17 protein-coding genes are annotated in these 22,793 nt (G+C 42.1%); all 17 read right to left on the minus strand.

Annotation, left to right across the window (positions count from 1 at the left end; translation table 11 throughout):
* Positions 1-20: 20 nt before the first annotated feature.
* The 17 genes from DBR43_RS24015 to DBR43_RS24095 all read right to left on the minus strand — a co-directional run bounded on the left by DBR43_RS24015 (position 21) and on the right by DBR43_RS24095 (position 22,622).
* The gene (locus DBR43_RS24015; RefSeq protein WP_124585619.1) at positions 21-536 is read right to left on the minus strand and encodes a DUF2480 family protein; all 516 of its coding nucleotides are present in this window, start codon (positions 534-536) and stop codon (positions 21-23) included.
* A gap of 64 nt (positions 537-600) precedes the next feature.
* Complete coding sequence (locus tag DBR43_RS24020; RefSeq protein WP_124585622.1) at positions 601-2,697, minus strand: peptidylprolyl isomerase; 2,097 nt, start codon at positions 2,695-2,697, stop codon at positions 601-603.
* A gap of 128 nt (positions 2,698-2,825) precedes the next feature.
* Positions 2,826-3,413 (minus strand): LPS export ABC transporter periplasmic protein LptC, encoded by a 588-nt coding sequence (gene lptC / locus DBR43_RS24025; protein ID WP_233603183.1) that lies wholly within the window; start codon positions 3,411-3,413, stop codon positions 2,826-2,828.
* 37 nt (positions 3,414-3,450) lie between these two features.
* On the minus strand, positions 3,451-4,761 hold the full coding sequence (locus tag DBR43_RS24030) for a hypothetical protein (RefSeq protein WP_233603185.1): 1,311 nt from the start codon (positions 4,759-4,761) through the stop codon (positions 3,451-3,453).
* On the minus strand, positions 4,724-5,479 hold the full coding sequence (locus DBR43_RS24035; RefSeq protein WP_124585624.1) for a type III pantothenate kinase: 756 nt from the start codon (positions 5,477-5,479) through the stop codon (positions 4,724-4,726). The genes DBR43_RS24030 and DBR43_RS24035 overlap by 38 nt, the downstream gene beginning before the upstream one ends.
* A gap of 89 nt (positions 5,480-5,568) precedes the next feature.
* Complete coding sequence (locus DBR43_RS24040; RefSeq protein WP_233603189.1) at positions 5,569-6,477, minus strand: DUF6427 family protein; 909 nt, start codon at positions 6,475-6,477, stop codon at positions 5,569-5,571.
* A gap of 101 nt (positions 6,478-6,578) precedes the next feature.
* Positions 6,579-7,565: a glycosyltransferase family protein gene (locus DBR43_RS24045; RefSeq protein ID WP_124585628.1), complete on the minus strand. Its 987-nt coding sequence runs from the start codon at positions 7,563-7,565 to the stop codon at positions 6,579-6,581.
* 29 nt (positions 7,566-7,594) lie between these two features.
* Positions 7,595-8,446: a UDP-2,3-diacylglucosamine diphosphatase gene (locus DBR43_RS24050; RefSeq protein ID WP_124586298.1), complete on the minus strand. Its 852-nt coding sequence runs from the start codon at positions 8,444-8,446 to the stop codon at positions 7,595-7,597.
* A gap of 178 nt (positions 8,447-8,624) precedes the next feature.
* Positions 8,625-8,831 (minus strand): hypothetical protein, encoded by a 207-nt coding sequence (locus DBR43_RS24055; protein ID WP_124585630.1) that lies wholly within the window; start codon positions 8,829-8,831, stop codon positions 8,625-8,627.
* Between the two features lie 168 nt (positions 8,832-8,999).
* Positions 9,000-10,907: a beta-N-acetylhexosaminidase gene (locus DBR43_RS24060; protein WP_199757124.1), complete on the minus strand. Its 1,908-nt coding sequence runs from the start codon at positions 10,905-10,907 to the stop codon at positions 9,000-9,002.
* Between the two features lie 304 nt (positions 10,908-11,211).
* Entirely contained in the window at positions 11,212-13,695 is a 2,484-nt protein-coding gene (locus tag DBR43_RS24065) for a hypothetical protein (RefSeq protein ID WP_124585632.1), read from the minus strand.
* Positions 13,696-13,782: 87 nt separating this feature from the next.
* Positions 13,783-14,031 carry a DUF4834 family protein gene (locus DBR43_RS24070; protein WP_074608157.1) on the minus strand — a complete coding sequence of 83 codons (249 nt, stop codon included), beginning with the start codon at positions 14,029-14,031 and terminating at the stop codon, positions 13,783-13,785.
* Positions 14,032-14,125: 94 nt separating this feature from the next.
* Complete coding sequence (locus DBR43_RS24075; RefSeq protein WP_074608155.1) at positions 14,126-14,323, minus strand: YwbE family protein; 198 nt, start codon at positions 14,321-14,323, stop codon at positions 14,126-14,128.
* 1 nt (position 14,324) lies between these two features.
* Positions 14,325-16,361 carry an excinuclease ABC subunit UvrB gene (gene uvrB / locus DBR43_RS24080; RefSeq protein WP_124585634.1) on the minus strand — a complete coding sequence of 679 codons (2,037 nt, stop codon included), beginning with the start codon at positions 16,359-16,361 and terminating at the stop codon, positions 14,325-14,327.
* Positions 16,362-17,063: 702 nt separating this feature from the next.
* Positions 17,064-17,774, minus strand: coding sequence for a DUF4369 domain-containing protein (locus DBR43_RS24085; protein ID WP_124585636.1), 711 nt, complete (start codon positions 17,772-17,774; stop codon positions 17,064-17,066).
* A gap of 21 nt (positions 17,775-17,795) precedes the next feature.
* Positions 17,796-19,136 carry a RagB/SusD family nutrient uptake outer membrane protein gene (locus DBR43_RS24090; protein WP_124585638.1) on the minus strand — a complete coding sequence of 447 codons (1,341 nt, stop codon included), beginning with the start codon at positions 19,134-19,136 and terminating at the stop codon, positions 17,796-17,798.
* A gap of 18 nt (positions 19,137-19,154) precedes the next feature.
* Positions 19,155-22,622, minus strand: a complete 3,468-nt coding sequence (locus DBR43_RS24095) for a SusC/RagA family TonB-linked outer membrane protein (RefSeq protein WP_158622586.1) — start codon at positions 22,620-22,622, stop codon at positions 19,155-19,157.
* Positions 22,623-22,793: the final 171 nt, after the last annotated feature.

Here is a 22,793-nt window from a genome sequence, read left to right on the forward strand (position 1 = left end):
AAACAAAAAACAATCCAAACTTAATCCTTTCGCTTAAAAATCGGGACGGTAGAGCATGGCTCGCCGTACATAATGCTTTTTACGACTGGTGTCAGCAGCCCTGTAATTTCTACATAAGCAGAAACCGGCACCTCAATATCTGCGCATCCTTTGATCACTACTCTTTCTCCGGCAAATGCATTCAGGTCGATCTTTGCCAGTGCTTTAGCAAAAAGCACAGATTCCAGCGTCTCTAAGCTACCAAAAACCACCTCATTTGCATAAGGTTTTAATTTATTGGCCAGCAGCATGTAAGCCCATGTGGGTACGATCGCATCGGCACTACAGATAATGGCTATATTTTTACCTGTATAAGCTGCCCAGTCATGTGCTTTTATAAACTCGCGGAAATCTTTCTCCCGCAGCATCAGTCCATGAAAAAGGTTATCCTTGATGTCATACACAACCCTTTCTCCGGTATGATAGTATTCTTCCAGATTTAACGTGATCAAGCCACTTGCAGCTACTTTATTAACGAAGTTCTCCTGAATGTCCATGGTGATTAAAATAAAAAAACCGGAAGCAATAATACTTCCGGTTACAAAATTACGTAAAATAAGATTAATAGAATTTCACCCTATTGTCTTTTATCTTGGCTTTATCCTGCAAAGCCTGGAATGCCGATCCTAAAGAACGCTGAGCAGCTGCCTGCATCATTGATTCTTTTTGTTTGTAAGTATTTGCCAGAGGAGCCGGGTTACCGAATCCGTCAACAGTAAATACATACACGCCACGTTCGCCATCTACAGGTTTAGAAAGTTTACCTGGCTGAGAACCGAAAACAGTTCCTACCAGTTTATTTTCCTGAGCTGCACCAGGGATAATTGGATTAGCAAATACCATGTTCTGAACTGGTGCTACAGGTTTTCCTAATTTCTGAGCTACCTGATCGATATTTCCTGCACCTTGTAAAGCGGCATTGATTTTTTCTGTCAGTTGTTTTGCTTTCACTGCATTGCGAACCATTGGCTCGATGTCTTTTTTCACTGCTTCCAATGACAATGGCCCTTTAGGGTTGATACCAGTTACACGGGCAACTACAAATGAGTTCTCCATTTGGTAGATTTCCTTAAGCACATCACCTTTATCTGCTGCATAAGCATCACGGATCAGTTGACGTGGGTTATCCAGTCCCGGAGCAAATCCTTGCGATCCTGTTACTTTATCAGCTACACCTACAGTGTATTTATTTTTTTGTGCCAGTTCGCTAAAGTTATTGTCTTTAACTTCACTTAAGAAGTTGCTTGCTTTTTTGTAAGCAGCATCTTTAGTTTTATTACTAGCAGCAAGGCTTTTCTCTACGTAAGCCAGTTTAGCTACTTTAGAAGAACCGATTTGTTTTTCGATTTTAATCAGGTGAACACCGAATTGTGAAGTCACTACTTTAAGATCTCCGGCTTTACCGTCGAAAGCAGCATTCTCAAATTCAGGAACCATTTGTCCACGGCTAAAAGTACCCAGCTCACCGCCTTTGTCTTTTGATCCGTCAACGCTATACTGCTTAGCCAATGTTGCGAAGCTCGCACCACCTTGTACCAGTGTTTTCAATGAATCAGCCAATTTCTTAGCTTTATCAACACCACCCAATTTCGTAGGGTCAATCAGGATATGACTTGCTTTAACAGAGTCTGGAGAAAAACGGGTATCAATTACTTTAACCAGTTTATAAGAGTTACCAGAGAATTTAGGACCGTAATAGCTACCTGCAGGAAGATTAAAAACTACAGAGTCAACAGCCGGGTCTAATTTACCTTTGCTCAAATAAGTGTAAGGAACTTTAACATCAGAATTTAAAGCAGCGAACAAAGAATCGCTTGGTGCAGTTCTGAAATCAGCAGCCAGTTTATCTACCTGAGTTTTCACTGCGGCAGAATCTTCTTTTGTCGGGCTAACGCTGAAAGCTACATACTCGAATGAACGGGTTTCTGTAGGGTTCTCAAAACGTTTTTTGTTGGCGTTATAATAATCAGAATAGTCCGATTCTGTTGGTTTTACATTTGCATCAGGAATTGAAGCGTAATCAAGGCTTACATATTTGAAGTTAGCCAGTTTATTACGGTTCTGATATTCGTCATTTGCTTCCAGCGTAGTTACGTATAAAGAGTTACGAACCAGGTTGGCATATTTTTGTTGTAAAGCCTGTTTAGTGATTTCAGTTTCCAATAAAGCCCACTGTTGGTTTAACTGTGGATTTTTAGCCCTTTGTTTCAGGGAAGTAATCACATCAGCACGGTTCAACTGACCAGTCTGAGGGTTACCGAAATACTGAACAATCAGTGGACTAGGATTCTGACCTTGCATCAGGTCAAACAATTCATCACTGGAAACGTTCAAACCTAAGCGGCTGTATTCTTTACCTAAAAGAACTCCGGCCACTTCACCGTTCCAAACGTTGTCTACAGCCATGGCTTGCATCTGGGCATTTCCTGAGCCACCATATTGCTGTTTAAACTGAGCTAAACTCTGGTCTACTTTAGGACCAAAAGTATCAATGCTAATTTCTTCACCATCAATTGATCCGACAACCTTTTGAGATTCGGCCCAGAAAGGCTTACCTACGTTAATTGCATCACCAACCAAAAATGCAACAATTGCAAAACCGATGGCACCGATCAAAATGTACCCTGCGCGATTCCGCAAAAATGTCATTAATCCCATAATATTCTTATTTATAAATCTTTTTTAAGAGGGCGCAAGATACAACTTTTGCGAAAAAAAGAAAATATTAAATTGTTTTTGATTAAGTATTTAAAAATTAAGGAAATATAAGCTTTTAACCCCCCGGATTATTCCCCGAATTTTTTATCAACATAAGCCTCTCCAAAGCCCCTTTCGAACTTAAAAACGCTGAAATCTTCCGTTGCACTGAAGTTATTTGCATTAATCACGGTACCATCAGGTTTGGTCACCACTCCCGTTGGAGAGAAAAACATCCGCTTATTCTGGTCCCAGGTAAGCTCCTCAGTATTGAAGGTTAATTCCTCGTTGATAACGATCACATTGCGTCTGAAAATCACCAGTTTTTCCGATTCCCGCTGAATCGCATAATCGGAAGTTACTGATCCCTTAATTCCTTGTTTTTCGTTCAGAAATTTGATTTTTACCCCCTCCGGCATCTCCTGATATATCGCACCATTTTTGGGGGTGATCTTATCCATGATCGGGGCTGTTGCGGTTGCTTTTACCATCGCCGAATCACTATAGGTGATGTTTACATCAGTAGTCCGGTCCCTGTTCAGGATGAGTTTATCCTTTGCAGAGAGCGGTGCAGCCTTTTTCAGGTCATCTTCTCCACAGGAGCTCAAACAGAGCTGGAATAAGCAAAGTACAGCGATTCCAGTTAATGTTGCAGCACGGGATTTCATGATCATCATATTTTTAACAGGTTTCCGGATTTAAGCCCGGAATTCCTTAGTAAAGTTTGTTCTTAACAAACCAGGTATCGTTCAGGGTAAAGCCGATATGGAAATTGATGTAATTCTCCTTAACCAGGCTGTTCGTTAACGTTCCTCTTTGTCCGATCTCTGTGGTAAAGTTCAATTTGTAAGCTGAATACCTGCTGAATGCCAAAGGTAAGCCAAGTCCAAAAGTGATCGCCTGTTGTTTGATGTCCTGGCCTGCAGTCTGGATATAAGTCTTGTCGTACATGAAACCTAAACGGTAGTCTACACGTTTGAAGTAACTCCCGATAGAAGTAACGTCCGGAGTATACTGACCACCGGCAGAAACACCCCAGCTATCCTGTAATCCCTGATTTACACCATCAATGGCTAATTTTTTCCAGCCACCCATTCTATAATCTGCACCAAACATCCATTTATTATCTCTCTGAACTGTAAATCCAAAGCTATGGGTCAATGGCAATTTTAATTTCGTTTCTTTTCCTGGTATCGACGAAAGGGTATCTATGATCCCACCTTCAGCACCCGATGCATCCTTAATATACTGACTGGCAAGGTAAGTTCTTGTAGAATTAAGAGAAGAGGACGCAGAGCCCGAATATCCAAGCGTAATTCTCTTTTTAGTTCCCAAAGGAATTTCATATTGAGCACCATAAGAGAAACTCACACCACCAACACTGTTTTTATCTGTTTCTCTGGAATATTTTGCAGCGATTCTGTCCAGCTCAATAGAACTGCTTTTCTGCAGGTTTCCGAAGATGTATTCCACGTTTCCACCGATTCTGAAATGGTCACCGATTTGCTGACCAAAACCCAGATAAGCTTTTGATAAACCACCCTCTCCGGTATAGATGCTCGTTGAATTGCTGGTATCCACCCTGGATGTTTTTGTATACTCATAACCCACCTGAGTATATGGCATTAAACCAAAACTAATTCCGGATTTACCATTTTTGATGGGAAAAGCAAGTGCAATATGACTCAATGAAGCATTAAAGCTGCTCTCTGCCAGACTTCCCTGTTTCAGTGTAGTGAAAGTTCCTGACATTCCTATATCTACCGTAGCCATGTTAATTCCGGTATAAGAAGCCGGATTCTGCATGTTGATATTGCTAAAACCACCTGGCTTGTAAACACCTGTAGAGATGCCTCCCATAGCCCGCAATTGTGGAAGTACCAATGGTTTGACATTTCCAAGTCCAAACTGAGAATATGGAGATTGAGAATTAACCTGTGCCTGGGCAGTAATTCCGGTAAACAAGGCCAATACGGCTGCTATATAATTAATTTTTTTGTACATATTCAAATGCAATGACTTCATTTAATCCTTTTAATACCAAATACGGATCGTGAGTAATTTGAGGCGCAAAGATGCTGTTTTTTAATTGTTTCAGCAAAAATGTAGCACTACCCCCTGTTATCAATACCGTCAGGTCGTTATTTTTATTATTTTGTTGGGTGATAAACCCTTCAACTTCATTAATTACTCCTTGTAAAACACCATTTTGAATGGCAGTAATTGTATCTGTCCCCTCGGGGATCTCTCCTTCTTCCCTATCCCAGTCTACCAAAGGCAAACGTCCAGTATAATGATTTAATGCTTTAAAACGCATTTCTATTCCCAAACTTATACTTCCTCCAAAATATTCACTTTGGGCATTCAGCAGGTCGTACACAATACATGTTCCGGCATCAACGATAAAACAGTTTTTGGCCGGATAATAATAATGCGCCGCAATCACTTTTGCCCAGCGGTCTAATCCCAGCGTGGATGGTGTTTTATACTTGTTTTTTACCCCAATATTGCTCCCGGTAGAAAAAGGAATGTAAGTTGTATTTGCTTTCAAAACACCTATTACTTCTTCTAATTCAGGACCTACACTGGATATTGTGGAGCAGGTGATCTGGTATTGTTTAATTAAATCCAGTATTGCATCCGGTGTAATTTGCTTCAGAACCTGAGCATGAACCATTATTCTGTCGTTAAAAACAGCAATTTTAGGGTTCGTATTTCCAATATCTATTACCAGATTATGCACTCAGGGCGTGTTCTAATACATAAACAAACTTCATGTCACAAAGCTATTAATCTTTAGCAAAGAATAAGGTTCCAAATTGTTAAAAAAAGTTAAACAAACAAAAAGTACTGAATAGCGAAAACTAAAATCAGGAACAAGCTTTCGTAAAACCATCGTTTTCTGGCATTTGAGAAATAATAAGCCAGTAAAACGGAGCCTGGAGGGACACACAAAAGGAAGTGATAAAGCCGGAAATCAGGCTTGGTATACACGCTCACAATGGCCACCAGAAACATGATAAAAAGCATCTGAAAAGCCTTTCTTGTGCTGATAAAACTCCGGAAGAAATTCTCCCTCAATTGAATCATCGCCAGCACCATCATCACCAGTACCGGAACGAGTACCAGGTAATCGTTATAATTGATGGTAAAGACCGAAGGAAACTTATTCGCCAGTGGCAGCCAGATCTTATAAAACATGGAAAGGTTATCGTTCCAGTAGTAAAAGACCCAGACAAAAAAGAAGATCGTTAGAAAGCCAACCAGACCGGCAATCCACTCCCTCCCGCTAAAAGAACGGTAAAGCAATAATGTGAACCAGATCATCACCAGCATCACTATAAATGGAAAATAGATCAGCGTACCGATCGCAATGATCATCCCGATATCAAACATGATCATCAATGCATTGGGAGATTTACCCACCTTCAGGAACTTATCCATGATCCAGATCAGCAGGAAATTACAGATCAGCGTCGGACTTAATACCAGGAAGGGCATAAATAAACCGGCAGCAGTAACATACAACAGCGCAGGCAGGAAGCCGGGTTTATTCAGTAAGCCGTGATTGTTCACGACCCTATTGAACAAAATCGCCTGAACATAGATGATGATCGCCGCAAAAAAGGCATTCGCTATCGGAGAAAAGGTGTTTTGAACCGGAATCTGGATAAAAAATTTGGTATAGGGTTCCAGAAACTCAAAGTTCAGCTGTGCCGGAGGATCTGCAAATATTGCCATGCGCATAAAAAAAGTATATGCGAATAACAGGAGCAGGTTTATAGGGTTTAAATTTCTAAATTGATTGATCATGCCTGTATACTAAGGCAAAGTAAAGCAAATTATCTGGCAAAATCCTTTACTACTTTATCAATTACAGCAGCCGTTTCGTCCGGAAAATGAAACTGATGCTCCTGAGGATTATTTACCCAGTTTTTGATGATCGGCAGCCAATTCCTGTTGCTTCCCCAGATCACCGGCAAACCGAATTTCTTCAACGCAAAAGCATTACACTGCTGTTCATATTGAAATTTCATCGGTGCAACCAGCAACTTTTTCCCAAGGAACAAGGCTTCAGCTGGCCCTTCAAAGCCTCCTCCGGTAAACAAACCCTCGCAGGAAGCCAGGCTTTTGTTGAACAGTTCATTATTTACCGGGCTGACAGCTACATTTCCATCCATATAGCTGATTTTGGTATGTTTAGAGAAGACCTCCCATTTCACCTGTGGAATCTGTTTCAGGATCGGAACGAGGAATTTATCATCTATTGCCGGAAGGTAAACCGAATAATGGCCCAGGTTGCTGACCACCATATTCCGGATCTCCGCACGGATCACCGGCGTATAAATAAAATCATCGTAACGCTCGAAATGAAAACCTACATAATGACTTGCCGGGGCATAATATTTCATCACCAGCTGCGCCCAGTCGATACTTTTAGGCTTAGGCACTTTTCTCGACTGAAAAGAGGCCTGATGACTTAAGCCCACACTCTCTACACCTTGCGTTCTGCAGGCCCAGGCCGTTACCGGTTCAAAATCATTCAGAATTAAATTGTAATCTTTCAGCGGAATGGTCTTCATGTCTTTCATAAAACGCGGAAGGTTCATCGTCTTCCAGGTTTCATAATGATTTACACCGCCTTTTTTACCGAAGATGAAGCTGAAGCCATGGAGTTGGTATTTCACGTCCTGAACCAATTTAACATCAGCTTGTGTACCGCTCACTAATAAATCAACTTCTCCATACTTTTGCAATAAAGGAACGATTTCCCTTGCCCTGCTAATATGTCCGTTTCCTGTACCCTGAATAGCGTATAGTATTTTCATTCGCACCGAATATCTACAATTTTTACGCGCTAGACAATTTCTAATTTAATCTTTTGAAGCAAGGCATTGATATCGAGCTTACTGTGAAGGTCTTCACTATCGGAGAGCTCGCCTTCTTCCACTTCATCCTTTTCAAAATCCTTATGATCGTATTTGAAAATCTTCCATGCTTTATCACTGTATTCCAATGCAGTAAGGTTTTCCACCCAATCTCCACTATTTAAATACATCACCGAGCCTTCTTCTGTCGTTACTGTTCTCATTTCGGGCTGGTGGATATGACCACAAATCACATATTGATAACCGTTCTCCACAGCCAGTTCTGCAGCTGTTGATTCGAATTTATTGATAAACTTAACCGCGTCTTTAAATGCGGCTTTGATCTTTTTGGAAAAACTCATTTTATCCCTGCCTACCAGCTCCAGGAACCAGTTTACAAAGCTGTTGATCAGGATCAGGGTATCATAACCTACGGCACCTAATTTGGCCAGCCATTTGGAGTGCTGCATCGTTACATCGAAGATATCTCCATGAAAAAACCAGGCTTTCTTACCGTCCAGTTCAATAACCAGCTTATTTTGAAGGTGAAAAGCACCCATGTGCATATCTGCAAATTTCCGCAGCAATTCATCATGATTTCCTGTCAGGTAATATACCGGTACTCCTTCCACTACAAATTTCATGAGTTTGCGTACCACTTTCATGTGGGTTTCCGGCCAGTACCGTTTGCTGAACTGCCAGATGTCGATGATATCGCCATTCAGCACGAGCATCTTTGGTTTGATGCTCTTCAGATATTTTAGTAATTCTTTTGCGTGGCAGCCATAAGTTCCAAGATGAACATCTGAAATTACGGCGATATCCACTTCTCTTTTAGACATCATCTTCCTCCATCATCAGTTCGTAAGGACTGAAAAAGAATGCAACCAATACAATTAAGCATACCATCAGAAACAACTCCTGCATAGGGATAACAGTTTAAGTTTATGATGCAAAGGTGCAACACAAGGATTAACAGGCTGTTAAGTAAATATTATTTATGATGATCAGCCTTCGTGATTACATTAAAATCCCGAGCGACCTGGCAATAGCTGAGATCCCCATAACCACACATAAAATGATAAAGGCCCAGATCGAAACCGACTTCCTTGCCACAAAATATTTCACAGCGGTTCTGTTAGAAAGTTTCAGTCCTCCAATTATTCTGTACAAAAAATAAGCGACCAGGAAGAGGCCCAATCCGCCAAGAAAGTATTTCCAATCCATTTGTTCTTTTTATCTTTAAGTTTATCAATTAAACTACAATATCAGATAAACAAACCTTTTTCACAAATCAGCGCGCATGATCTAACCTGATCAGCACATGACCAACCTGCTTCTTATCAACAGACGAAATCCCCATATAAAACGTATCTTTCATTAAGATAACAACAACTATTTTTCCAGGCGTTTTTCCAGATCCTTAATGCTTACAGAAATCATTCTCCCAATAGGTTTTCCATTTCTGTAAGTTAAAACCCTGAACAAATCTGCTCCCGTAGGAATGCTTAAAGGTCCTTTATATACAGCTGAAAATCTGTCCGGGTAGGTACCGTCGAAAGTATAATACAGCTCCAGGTTTTTCAGTTCCGTATCCAACGCAATTTGAAAAGTTTTATTGACACTGTCTTTAACTGGCCTGATCAAAGGATCGAAGACACTCCTTGCATAGTTCGTATTTGAAAAGTCATAACGAGCCATATTACTTTCCATCCGAGGGATAAAATTGCCCCAGTTTTTCTGTTCTTTCGGCGACCATAATGCTTCCGCCAGGGCAAATGCCCGGGGCCAGGTCATATACTCAGCATGGCGATAATTGGGAACAGACTCTGTCCAAAGGTTACCTTGCCCTCCCAGAATCAATGCAGGGTTCAGCACTTCCTTTGGAACCGGATCAAAATCATAGCAATTGCGCAGCCTAAGCATCGAATAAGTAGCCGGTTCAACAGCCGGCTCTCCCTGGTAAAGATCCAGGTAACAATTATCCGCAGGGGTCATGACCACATGGTGATTCATCTTAGCCGCATCAATCCCTCCCTGCATTCCCCGCCAGGACATTACAGTGGCCTCAGGAGCCAGGCCCCCTTCCAGAATCTCATCCCAGCCCATTAGCTTTTTACCCCTGGCCTGAACCATCTTTTCCATGCGTTTGATGAAATAACTCTGCAGCTCTTCCACTGTTTTAAGCTTTTCGGTTTCCATTCTCTTTTTGCACTTCGCACAGTCTTTCCAAGCACCTTTATCACATTCATCTCCCCCGATATGGATGTACCGACCCGGAAAGAGTGCAGCGACTTCTCCGATTACTTTATCCATAAATTCAAAGCTCTGTTCATTTCCCGGGCACAACGCATTTTCCTTCTTATCGGGAAAGGTATTGCCAACATTTACGGTAAAGGGACCTCCTGTACAGGACAATTCAGGATAGGCTGCCAGGGCAGCAAGGCTATGTCCAGGTACATCAATTTCGGGTAATATCGTTACAAAACGCTCAGCTGCATAAGCCACGATTTCTTTGACCTCTTCCTGAGTATAATATCCTCCATAGCTGGCCATTTCACCAGCTCCCTGAGGTTTCCGAGTCCACCATAGCCCCATTCTCGGCGCTCTCCATGCACCAACACCAACAAGCTTAGGCAGGCTCCTGATTTCTATACGCCATCCCTGATCGTCAGTCAGATGCCAGTGAAAAACGTTCATTTTATACTTTGCCAGCTGGTTAATGTACTTTTTAACCAGCTCCTTTGGAAAGAAATGGCGACTTACATCCAGCATCAACCCTCTCCAGGCAAATCTTGGATAATCAGTAATTTTAACACAGGGGATGGTCCAGCTTTTACCGTCAGTTTTCACAGAACGTTCAATTGCTCCGGGCAACAACTGCATTAAGGTCTGTATGCCGTAAAAAAGTCCGGCTGGCTTATTTGCCTGAATGCTAATTCCCGAAGGTTTAACATCCAGAACATATCCTTCTTCTCCGATCAGCTTATTATAAGTGCTGTTGATGTTAAAATAAATACCATCCTTTCCATGGTTAGAACGGACCAGGGAATATCCCGTCGGCGTTTTTATCATCGCAGCAAATAATTCCGTGATATCCTTATAGGCATCGGCTGAGATCAACATCGTACTGCTTTTCAATTTGAAAACACCCGACCGGCTTTCTACTTTGACAGGTAAAGGAATCAAATCCGGACTCGCCGGCTTAACCTCCTTTGTGGAGGCCCAACCAGCAACCGGTACGCCTAAAGTCAATACGACAGCCAGAAAAATCAGGCTTATCAACAGTATATTCTTTCTCATATCTACACTTTATTGTTTTTTCGGCTTATGCCATTCCGGCGATGTCCTTTTTCCCGGGCTTGTTCTTAAGGCAGTCAATTTCAGAACTATACAGTTTCATACAAAAATGCAGTCCTGTTTTTGTTTCTAAAATTAATGATCAAATCTTTTTAAGTGGTTCTTTTTTTACCTAACTATTAAGCGATTTTGGCCTATAACCTGTTTTTTGAAAAAACATGCGATTCTTTATGCTGAGCTCCGTATCCGGCCATAAAAAAAGCCTGACACAATAATGTGTCAGGCTTTCCCTTTTTTAAGAATCAGCTTAAGCAGCCTTTTTCTTTTGTTTATTTTCTGAATAAAATGCAAATCCCAGACCTGCAAGTAACAGGATAGAACCTGCTAAAGAGATTTTTTCACCCATATAGTAGGAAACCGGCTCAAACTTGAACTCTACTTTATGATTTCCAGCTTTCAGCTGCGCTGCACGCAATACGTAATCAGCTCTGAAATAAGGCTTCAATTCCCCGTCCACATACATGTTCCAGCCTTTGTCATAATAGATCTCAGAGAACACCGCAATGATGTCTCTGGGCGCACTGTAAGAATACACCAGGTGATCCGGGTGATAACTGTCCAGTTTAATGAATGCAGTTGGATCTGCACCCACAGTTTTAGTATCAATTAAAGATTTATACCTGATGTCTACGATCGCTTCTTTTTTAGGGTCAAAGCTGCTGATCGCTTTCATCTCTTCATCCGCATCCTGTGCAAACTGTACATTCTGAACGATCCAGGCATGTCCTGCTGCAGTCGGGTTGCGTTGCATTTTATAAGATCCGTTTTTAGGATCCTGTGTGATCAGGTATTTGGTATTCAACATATCCAAAACATCCTGATTGATGCTTTTCGAGAATTGGTTATCAATCAGTTCCTGATAACGTTTCAGCTTGGCAGCATGGTAACCACCCACAGTTTTGTGGAACTGAGAAGCACTTGCATCCTGGAAAGTAGAGATGCTTAAATCCAGCACCCTATAATCCGGATCTTTATCCGCAAGGATAAAGTTGTCTACATCACGTGGCTGAAAATGATTGTTAACATCGCTTTTGCTGGCAAAATTGCTGTTATTTAAATAACGGCGGTCCACCTGCCACATGTCTACCATGATGGCAATTCCAAGTAAAATCACTGCCGTTTGTACATTCAGTTTCTTATTTAAGAAAGCCCAAACCAGGCCATAACCTATCACGATAAACAATAAAGAGCGTAAAGCATCCGCACGGGCGATGTCTGCACGATCGGAAACCAATGCGCTGGCAATACTCTGTGCCATTCCGCTATTGTTTTCCAGCATTTGTGTCAATGCCTGAACCATTTGCGGGTGATTCGCTGCCGTGAAGCTAAAGAATGCCGTAGGCATAACCGCAACCAATAAACTGAAACCACCAGTGATTCCTGCAGCAATGGTTAATTTTTTAACAAGTGTCTTTTGGTCATAAGTACCTTCCTGAGCTTCTTTTATTGCAAGAACTGCCAGAACCGGAACCATTAATCCAACCAATGCAAGGATCGATTCCACTGCCCTGAACTTGTTGTACATTGGGAAGTATTCGAAGAAAAGATCTGAAATCATCGGGAAGTTCCTTCCGAACGACAACAGCATAAATAAGATCGTTGTACTTAAGATCCACCATTTGATTCTGCTTCTAACGATCAACAGACCGAAAACAAATAAGAAACAGATGATTGCACCAAAATAATAAGGACCTGAGGTACCAGGTTTCTCGCCCCAATATTGCTGCAAACCAACCTGACCTGCCAATTGCTGAATGGCCTGGGTTGGATCTCCCCCGGTAATTCCCTGTAACGCTTTATACGTATGGCTCTCTGGTTTCACCAATTCGTCGATACTTGTTGGTCCGCCATAAAGATTTGGAATAAGGAAAGTAAAACTCTCTCCTACGCCCTGACTCCAGCCATAGGCATATTCTTTTGACAAACCATTTTTCTCTTCGGCCTTATCTGTTGTTAAGTTAGATTTACCACGGTTAGACTCCTTACCATATTCATAAGTTGTCCATAATTTTCCGGCATTGACCATAAAGGCCAGTACCATTGCAACGGCAAGGAAGCTCACTGCTTTTCCGAAAGCCGCTGTTTTTTTCTCTTTTACCGCATGGTATACCTCAATACCGATAAAGATCAACAGCGCAATCATCAGGTAATAGGTCATCTGGATGTGATTGGCCCTGATTTCTAAAGCCAGGAACAAAGCCGTTAAGCTTCCTCCCAACCAGTATTTACCCCTGAGGGTGAGGATTACCCCTGCGATGATTGGCGCGCAGAAAGCGATGGCCAATGCCTTATTGCTATGCCCTGCGGCGATGATGATAAAATTATAGGAAGTAAAGGCGAAAGCTATTGCTCCTGCAGCAGCGAGCCAGGGGTTAACCCTTAGTACGCAAAAGAGCAGATAAGCACCTACCAGGTACAATAAAACTGCATCTACGGGGTCAGGAAAGATCGCTTTTACGAAAGAGATCACATAAGTTGCTCCATTCAGCGGGTGTTGTACCCAAATCTGATAAGCGGGCATACCTCCAAACATCTGGTTCGTCCAAAGTGGCCCTTTGCCATCTTTAGCCTTGTAATCCATAATTTCTTTGGCAGTGGCCTTTGCCTGTATAACGTCACTTTGCGCAGGAGCTTTTCCTTGCAATACGGGACTGAAATAGACAAAACAGATGATAACAAAAAATCCAATGATGGCCAGGTGTATGCCATTCGCTTTTAACCAATTATTCATTAAGGCTTGTTTAAGATTAAACTAACCCCAAAAATATAAAATTGATACAGATTAGGAAGTAAATTTATCGATAAGAATAAAATACCTCTATTTTACCTCTTCATAATCTACGAAATCGCCCAGTTTATCTGTTCTCCCACCCTTAGGCTGAGGAGGCATATAATCAATAGAAATAGCTCCATCTGGTCTGCTATTGCGTTGTCTGGCCTGGTTTTCAGCTTGTTGCTGTACCTTGCTAAACATATTTTTTAGTACCATTGGAAATACCAGACGGAAAATCAACCGAAGGATATACAGGACTAAAAAGGCGATAAAAAGAAATTTTAAAAATGCCATTATTGTTAATTTAATGTTTACAAATATAGACGGAATTGGAATTTCATTATTACAAATCCCCTCAGATTATTGCATTTTGATTACATACCTCGTATTAATCTTCTACAATTTCGGCCACACGCCCTACCTGACCATCTTCCAGACGAACTTTAATCCCTCTGGAATGAAATGCGGAAGAAGTGAGCAAATTGGCAACAATGCCTCTTGTTAACTTTCCGCTTCTCTGGTCTTTTTTCAGGATGATGTCTACTTCTAATCCCGGGTAAATGTCTTTTCTATTCTTTCCGTCCATCTTATTTACTAAATCTTTCTTCAAATACTTTTTCCATGGCAAACATTTCATCACGTAATCTTGCAGCCATTAGGAAATCCATTTCCTTTGCTGCCTTTGCCATGTCTTTACGTGTTTTATCAATTGACTTCTGCATTTCAGGCTTCGTCATGAACTGCACAATAGGATCCGCAGCCATACTTACTTCATCTACCTCTACATAAGCCTTGGCCCTTGCAGCGTTACCAGAGAAATCCAACACCGAAGTTTGTTCCAAGATCGCTTCCCTGCTTTTGCCCACCGTTTTAGGCGTAATGCCATGCTCCAAATTGTATTCAATTTGTCGTGCGCGGCGTCTGTTGGTTTCAGAAATTGTTCGCTCCATCGAGTCCGTGATGTTGTCGGCATACATGATTACCCTTCCCCTGTCGTTCCTTGCGGCCCTTCCAATGGTCTGAATCAGCGCCCGGTCTGAACGAAGGAATCCTTCTTTATCTGCATCCAGGATTGCCACGAGTGAAACTTCCGGCAAATCGAGTCCTTCCCTTAATAAGTTGATCCCGATCAGCACGTCAAATTCACCAAGGCGAAGTCCGCGCAGGATTTCTACCCTTTCCAGCGTTTTCACCTCAGAGTGAATGTAGCGGCATTTTATATTCAGGCGGTCCATGTATTTTGCGAGTTCCTCTGCCATTCTCTTGGTCAGTGTAGTCACCAGGACCCTGTCGCCCATTTTAATCGTTTTATCAATCTGATCCAACAGATCATCCACCTGATTTACTGCAGGTCTGATTTCAATCAGCGGATCCAGTAAACCTGTTGGCCGGATTACCTGCTCAATGACCACTCCTTCGGTTTTCTGCAATTCATAATCTGCCGGAGTTGCACTTACATAAATCGTTTGCGGTGCAAGGCTTTCAAATTCGTCGAAATTTAAAGGCCGGTTGTCCAATGCGGAAGGCAGTCGGAAACCATATTCTACCAGCGACATTTTACGCGACCTGTCTCCACCGTACATGGCACGGATTTGAGGTACCGTTACATGACTTTCGTCGATCACCATCAGGTAATCGTCCGGAAAATAATCCAGCAAACAGAAGGGGCGCATTCCTGGAGAACGGCCATCAAAGAAGCGGGAATAATTTTCAATTCCTGAGCAATAGCCCAGTTCTTTCATCATTTCAATATCAAAGTTCACCCTTTCTTCCAGTCTTTTGGCTTCCAGGACCTGGCGATCGCCAATCAATTGATTCTTGCGGATCTCCAGTTCTTCCTGAATCCCCCATATGGAAGAGGTAAAACGGTCTTTTGGTGTTACAAACAGGTTGGCCGGATAAATGGCCATATCTTCCAGCTTTTCCAGGGTCTTCCCGGTTACCGGATCGATTACACTTAACTCTTCAATATCATCACCAAAGAAAGAAATGCGGTAGGCATTATCCAGGTAAGCCGGAAAAATATCTACAGTATCTCCTTTAACGCGGAATGTTCCCCGCTTAAATTCATTAATCGTCCGGGCGTATAAAATCTCCACCAGGCTATGTAAAAAGCTATTTCTGGAGATCCTTGTACCTACAGCAAAACGGAAAACCGATCTGGAGAAATCTTCCGGATTTCCCATACCATAGATGCAGGAAATGGAGGAAACGACAATGACATCTCTACGTCCGGACATCAATGCCGAAGTGGTCCGCAGTCTTAGCTTCTCGATTTCTTCGTTGATGCTCAGGTCTTTTTCTATATAGGTATTCGTGCTGGGCATAAATGCCTCAGGCTGATAATAATCGTAATAGGAAACGAAATAATTGACCGCATTTTCAGGAAAAAACTGTTTAAACTCCCCGTAAAGCTGTGCCGCTAATGTTTTATTATGGCTCAGGATTAAGGTTGGTTTTTGAGTTTGTTGAATAACGTTGGCTATGGTAAAAGTTTTACCGGAACCTGTTACGCCCAGCAATGTCTGATAATTTTCTTCGTTATTTACCCCTTCTACCAGTTGTTTGATGGCACTGGGCTGGTCTCCTGTTGGCTTATAGTCTGATACAAGTTGAAATTTCATCTGTAGATTTTCTATTTATCGCTCACGCTCGGTTCGTAAGAATCAAAGATAAGGAATTATTTATGCGGATTAACCTTTCGCTGCATAGCTTATGTTTCTGCCATCCGGTTCTTCAAACAAAAGATCGACCACCAAAATGCATGCCGTAATCAAACTATTGACGAAGCTCATTCTTGTGACGAACAACAAAATTCTGTTTCCGTCACTGTGCTTATGCGATTTGAATTGTCTTCGTATACGCTCTATACACGCTCTATACACGCTCTTAGGTTGAAAGGTAGTTGAGAGGTAGTTAGAAGGTAGTTGAGAGGTAGTTGAAAGGTTATTTAGCCTTTCAACTACCTCTCAACTACCTTTCAATCCCCTTCCAACCTAAGAGCGTGTATAGAGCGTATACGGAGGATGTGAGGTACCTATAGGAATAAGAAAAAAACAGCTTCAGGACCGCGATCGTTTTACTGAAAAGCCTGGGCTTTAAAGAAGAGGAATATTTCAAAGACAGTGTGTTTTCAGATAGTAAATGGATTAGTGTTGAGACGCAGGAGCACTGCTATCCCTTTCACTTTTTGACCACTTAATTATTTCAGATACATTGAAATCCCGGCTGAGGAACTCAAGGTTTTAAGCCAATCAGAAAAAATCCCCCGGGAATAAAAACTCCCCTGGACGGGGATTGTCCAGAGGAGGGTATTAGGGGGGGTATTATTGTTTTGCAGCAAGTATTCTTGCGGCAAATTCTTTTCCGGGCCTGCTGTCCCTAAGCGGAACAGAAAGGCTGTTGTACAAGGTTTCGGCTTCTGTTACATTCAATTTTTTGCCTGCCGATTCTTCCAGCGCAATTAAGCTGAAATAAGAATTGGGGTTGGCCTTTATAAATTCCTTTTGCAGTACTTTCCTGTCCTCAAATGCTTTTCTAAAGCGTAGTTCCAGGCCCTTCATAAAGGCCGGGTCTTTCTTGGTTTCATCGGTAGCAAGTTCATACTCTTCGTTGATCTTTGACATCAGGAGTTTAGGTGCATCCAGGAATTGTTCATACCTTTTATGTTCTTTATTCAATGGAGACCCTTTCACTTCTGCATGTTTTAGAGAATCGGCAGATTGCATGGTAATCACTCCCTTTTCAAGAAACAAGGAAGTCATATCTGCATTTTCCCCGACGTTCTCCTGGCCCAGCCCCTGATGATCCAGCAATAGCTTTGCCTGTACGGGTTCTGACAGTTTTCCTTTGAACTCAAACTGCCCGTTTTTAACATTTACTGAATCCAGGATATGGGTTCCGTTTGCGGTATAACTGATATAGGCCCTTGCCGCAGCAGGTACTTTATCCACCTTTATTTTTAGGGAAAAGGCTTGATCCTGCGCAAATAACATTGCCGGAACACACAGGCCTATAGTTAACATGATTTTTTTCATCGTTATTTTTTTAATGGCCAATTACCTTACATTTTGTGCTATTCCAGATTTTCTGATGATCTGATCAGGAATAGGCAATGCATATTTCGGATCATTTGGTGGTAACACATATTCCTTACCTCCCCCACTGCGTTTTAAAGTCAGGGCAAATTCAGGTTCTTTATTCAGACGTTTTAAATCCATCCATCGGGTTCCCCTAAGTACCAGTTCTTTTCTTCTTTCCTTAAGGATTAAGCGCAGCGCGGCTGATTGATCAGCCACCGTTAAAGAAACAAAACCTCTGATCCGTTTTTTCAGCAAGGTATTCAGGTCCTCCATCGCCTCAGTCACTTTGTTTGCTCTTGCAGCCGACTCTGCCCTGTTCAGGTACATTTCGTCCGTTGCTACTCCTGTAAAATACGCGTAACTGCCATCGTAACTTCCTTTAAAACCCATCGACCCATCTCTGTTTTCTTCAAAGAAAACAGTCTTCCGGTAATCATTATTTGGGTAGAGGTCGTATAAGGACTCGTCAATCACAGGCGTAAACGGAACTTCCATGGAGAAGAACATGATAATTTCCGGATTGGTGATTCCCGGCAAAGGATAAAACTCAGTATCATCCAAATCTGCATAATCTATCAGTTGATTGTTCAGCTGTAAAGCAGCGTCAGCATACTTTCCGGCATTCGGATAATCGCGCATGGCCAGGTACACCCTTGATAAATAAGCATAGGCAGCTGCCTTCGAAGGACGGATATTGTGTGCTGCATTTGCAGGCAATAAATCTGCGGCCTGTTTCAGGTCATTTAAGATCCTGTCGTAGGTCTCCTGAATACTGGGCCTGGTTGTTTTTACATTAAAATCGGAAGTCATCGTTAATGGAATCCCCGGATCAGTCGTTGCAGAAGCAGGGTCATATGCCTTCGCCCAGTTCAGGGCAACCTCAAAAAAGGCCCTTCCACGGAAGAATAAGGCAGAGCCTCTTACATTGTTCCAGCTTTGCTCATTAAAGCCGGTCTTACCGATCTTTTCAGTTCCTTCAATAGAAACATTGGCAATAAACACCTGCGTATAGCTGGAAGACCAGTCGTTGCCATTCACATCCGAGAAGCTTTTGTCTTGCCAGGTGTATAGATTACGTCCTTCCACACTGAGGCGGTTGTAAGCATCCTCGCTTAATGAATAATCGTCTGAGCTAACAAATCCAGCAATATTGGAGGATAGGTTCAGTTCGAAATTACCATCTAAAAGTGTTTGATAATCTTCCAATGACTTTGGCACGAGTAATTTTTTATCCGGTTTTTCGTCCAGAAATTTCTTACAGGAGCCAAGTGTAGTCAAGATGGCCAGTAACAGTATATATAAATTAATATTTTTCATCTTATTCTTTATTATTGATTAAAAATCCGCCTTTAATCCAAACGAGAAGCTCGCTCTTGGGTTAAAAGTATTGTTATACTCAGGGTCTATCCCGAACTTGTTTGCCTTCCATAAAATCCCAAGGTTACTTCCGTTGGCAAAAAATTGCACTTGCTCTACCGGTAATTTCGACCAGTGGCTTTTCTTTAAGCTATAAGCAAGGTTGACAAACTGAAGGCGGATATGATCGGCTTTGCTGACCAGAATTTCCGACATGTTATAAAAACCACTTCTATCGGCATTATTGGGATAAACTAATGAAGGCACGTTGGTATGTTTTTCGTCGCCAGGTTGTTGCCAGCGCTGCGCATAATCTGCATGCCCTCCGTTGCCTGTACTGGACAACAATGTCGTATAGTTTACCGATTGTCTCCGGAAATAGTGTCCCATTTTAAAGTTGATGTTAACCGTCAGTGACAATTCCTTCCAGCTTACCGTATTCATAAAATTACCAAAGACCGTTGGGGTAGAAGAACCGGAAAAGACCATATCTGAAATCTTACTGTTCGCACCTATAAATCCTTTATAGTCTTTTGAGACCTGGCCATTCAAATAACCCTGAGGGTCGCCTGTAAGTGGGTCTAATCCCGCCCATCTATGGGATACGATTGCAAAAACCGGTTGTCCTACCAGCGGCAGAGGGGCCAGTTTCAGACCATCATTTACGTAATCACCTCCACTGGTACTTCTCAACAAATATTTAGTCACCTTATTGGTATTATAGCTGAAGTTCAACTGCTGCGACCATTTAAATGTGCGGTTGATAAGATTGGCCCTCAACTCCACGTCGATTCCATTTCCAACCATATCTGCCACATTTCTGGTGATTCTGGCAACTCCGGTAGTGGTATAATCCATATCATCCGTTCCAAAAAGGTCCCGCCCTTTTTTATGGTAATATTCAATGCTTCCCGAAAGCACATTATTGATCAGCCCGAAATCAGCACCGATATTGAACATATTTACCCTTTCCCAGCGAAGCTCGTTATTAGGAAACTGGCTGATGACAGACTGAGGAAATCCGGTATAAAAAGCAGATCCGGCACTTTGCAAGGTAAGCACAGCCGTCTTTCTGCTATCCAGGTTTCCGCTGGCACCGTATGTTGTCCTTAATTTTAAATAAGGTAAAAACGAAAGGTTGTAAAACGATTCCTCAGAAAGGTTCCAGGAAGCTCCGGCAGACCATAAAGGGACACCTTTTTCATTCGTTTTTACCCCAAACAGATTGGACATATCTTTACGCACACTTCCCGAAAGGGTATATTTATTTTTATAGGTATAGGCCGCATTTCCGAACAGGGAAACGAAGTTATTCAGCAATTCATCGGCTGTTAGCCTTTGTGGAAGAAACTGGTTACTTCCGGAAATAAAATCCGGATAAGCATTCATGAAATCAGGCTTTCCGGACCTCAGGTTATCGTCATCATAACCATAAGTAGTATAGCCATTTATCGCGGTGGAAATCTGTCTTACTTCAGTTCCTGCTAATACTACCATCTGATGATCGCCAACCTTTTTGTTATAATTTAACTGGAAACGGCCATTCTGAGAAACCATACTTTGGGCATCCCGGGTCAGTATCGCTCCGTATGGAGCGTTGTAGGTCATCACACCTGTCTTCCTGTTCAGTTTCGAAAAGGAGTTCAATAAATCTCTGGTTTCAAAACTACCCAGGTCCTTGAGCAGGTTTGTTTTCCTTTGCTGATTTTCGTATTGATATTTAAGGTCCAGATTCAGGTCTTTAGTCAGTTCATAGTTCAGGCCAACATTTGCCATGATACTTTGAAGGTTCACTTTGGTCACATTATGTTTATAATTTTCCAGCGGATAAAGTTTCCAGTCCATCAATTTACCCATTCCAGCGGTATCCGTATAGGTTTTCCGATACACATGAAAAGGAATTGCATTTCCCGCCTCATCTGCCAGTTGGGTATAAGGATACATTTTTTTTGCGCCAAGGCTATTCACCTTATAAGCAGAATTTCCTGATGTCGTATTGCTGTTGGTATAATAAAGCGAGGTGCTGATCTGTAATTTATCTACCGGCCTGAAGGCATTTGCGGCACGGAGGTTAATGCGATCGTACTTTTCAGAAAGTACAGACAAATTCCTATCGTACCCTCCGGAGATCGCATAAGTCATTTTTTCTGCTCCCCCCTGCAAATTCAGTGCATACTGCTGGTTGACCGATGCTTTATACATGTATTTGGAAATTTGATTTCTGGCGTCAATTCCCCTCAGTGCATCAATTCCGGACTTCGCTTGTGCATCTGTGATCTTTTTATCCCTTGCTGCGATCAGTAATTCTATCACCTCCGACAAGCCTGGCTTCTTTTTATCGTTCTCCTGTACTTTATAGGCACCTGCTGCAAACATTTTCTGCTCGAAGTCGATAAAATCACTCGTACTCATCTGCTTAAGATCAAAAAGATCCGGTTTACCGGTAACCGTGACATTGGAGTTGAACTGAATCTTCAATGGCTGATTGTACCTTCCTTTTTTGGTCACGATGACAATCACACCATTTCCGGCCCTGGCTCCCCAGATGGAGGAAGCAGCCGCATCTTTCAGGATGCTCACACTTTCAATGTCATTCGGATTAATATTGTTGATATCCCCTTCGTAAGGAAAATTATCCAGTACAATTAGTGGTGCCATTGAACCGTTAATGGTACTCAGCCCACGTACCGTTAATTTGGGTCTGTCTTGCTCCTTGTCAAAAGAAACACTGTTCGTAACTCCATCCAGACGGTCCAGGATATTCACTCCAACCTGTTTATTCAGTGTCGCATTGTCAATCAGTGTGAAGGAACCTGTAGCCCTTTCTTTAGGGATTTGCTGATAACCGGTATTGACCATTACCTGCACTTCTTCCAGCTCGCCTGCTTTTACCTCAAGCTGGATGGAAGGCTTTAATTTTAGTGCCGAAGCACTGATTTCTTTGGTTTGATAACCGATGTAAAAGACCTGTAGAATGGCATTTTCTTCTATATTGTTCAGTTGAAACTCCCCATTTTCGTTAGTCAGAACCGTACGCTCTGTTCCTTTGATTTTGATGGTGGCTTTTGGAAGGCCTTGTCCGCTTTCGTCGAGGACCCTCCCGCTGACATCAATTGCCGCCATATACGCGACAACTTTATCAATGATCGATTTCTCTTTGACACGGATAACAATACTTTTATCCTCTATCGCATAAGACAAGTCCTGTTTTTGAAGGCATAAGTTCATCACCTCTTCCAGGGTGGTATTCTTAAAATTAACGTCCATGCGTTTCTGCGCATTCAGACCTTTATCCGCATAAAAAACATGATAACCCGTCTGTTTGGAGATCTCTCTAAAAATTTGTTCCAGGCTTACCTGTTTTTTGCTCAAGGTTATTTTCTGTGCAAATCCGGCAGCACTCACCTGTAACAAGCTGACGGTCAATATAATTATGATTAATTTCACAATTAATAGGAATTTGGTTGGCAGCCAGGAGCATAGCATGCCTAGGTTAAAAGCTTTTAATTTCATAGTTTTGGTTTAGTTGGGTTAATGCCCGGAGTGGGTGCGATCTTATTTCTCCCGGTGTTAAAACCGGAAGGGGTTAACTCAATCGTATAGCCGGATAGTGTTCGT

Source organism: Pedobacter sp. KBW06, from assembly GCF_003852525.1.
Lineage (GTDB): Bacteria > Bacteroidota > Bacteroidia > Sphingobacteriales > Sphingobacteriaceae > Pedobacter.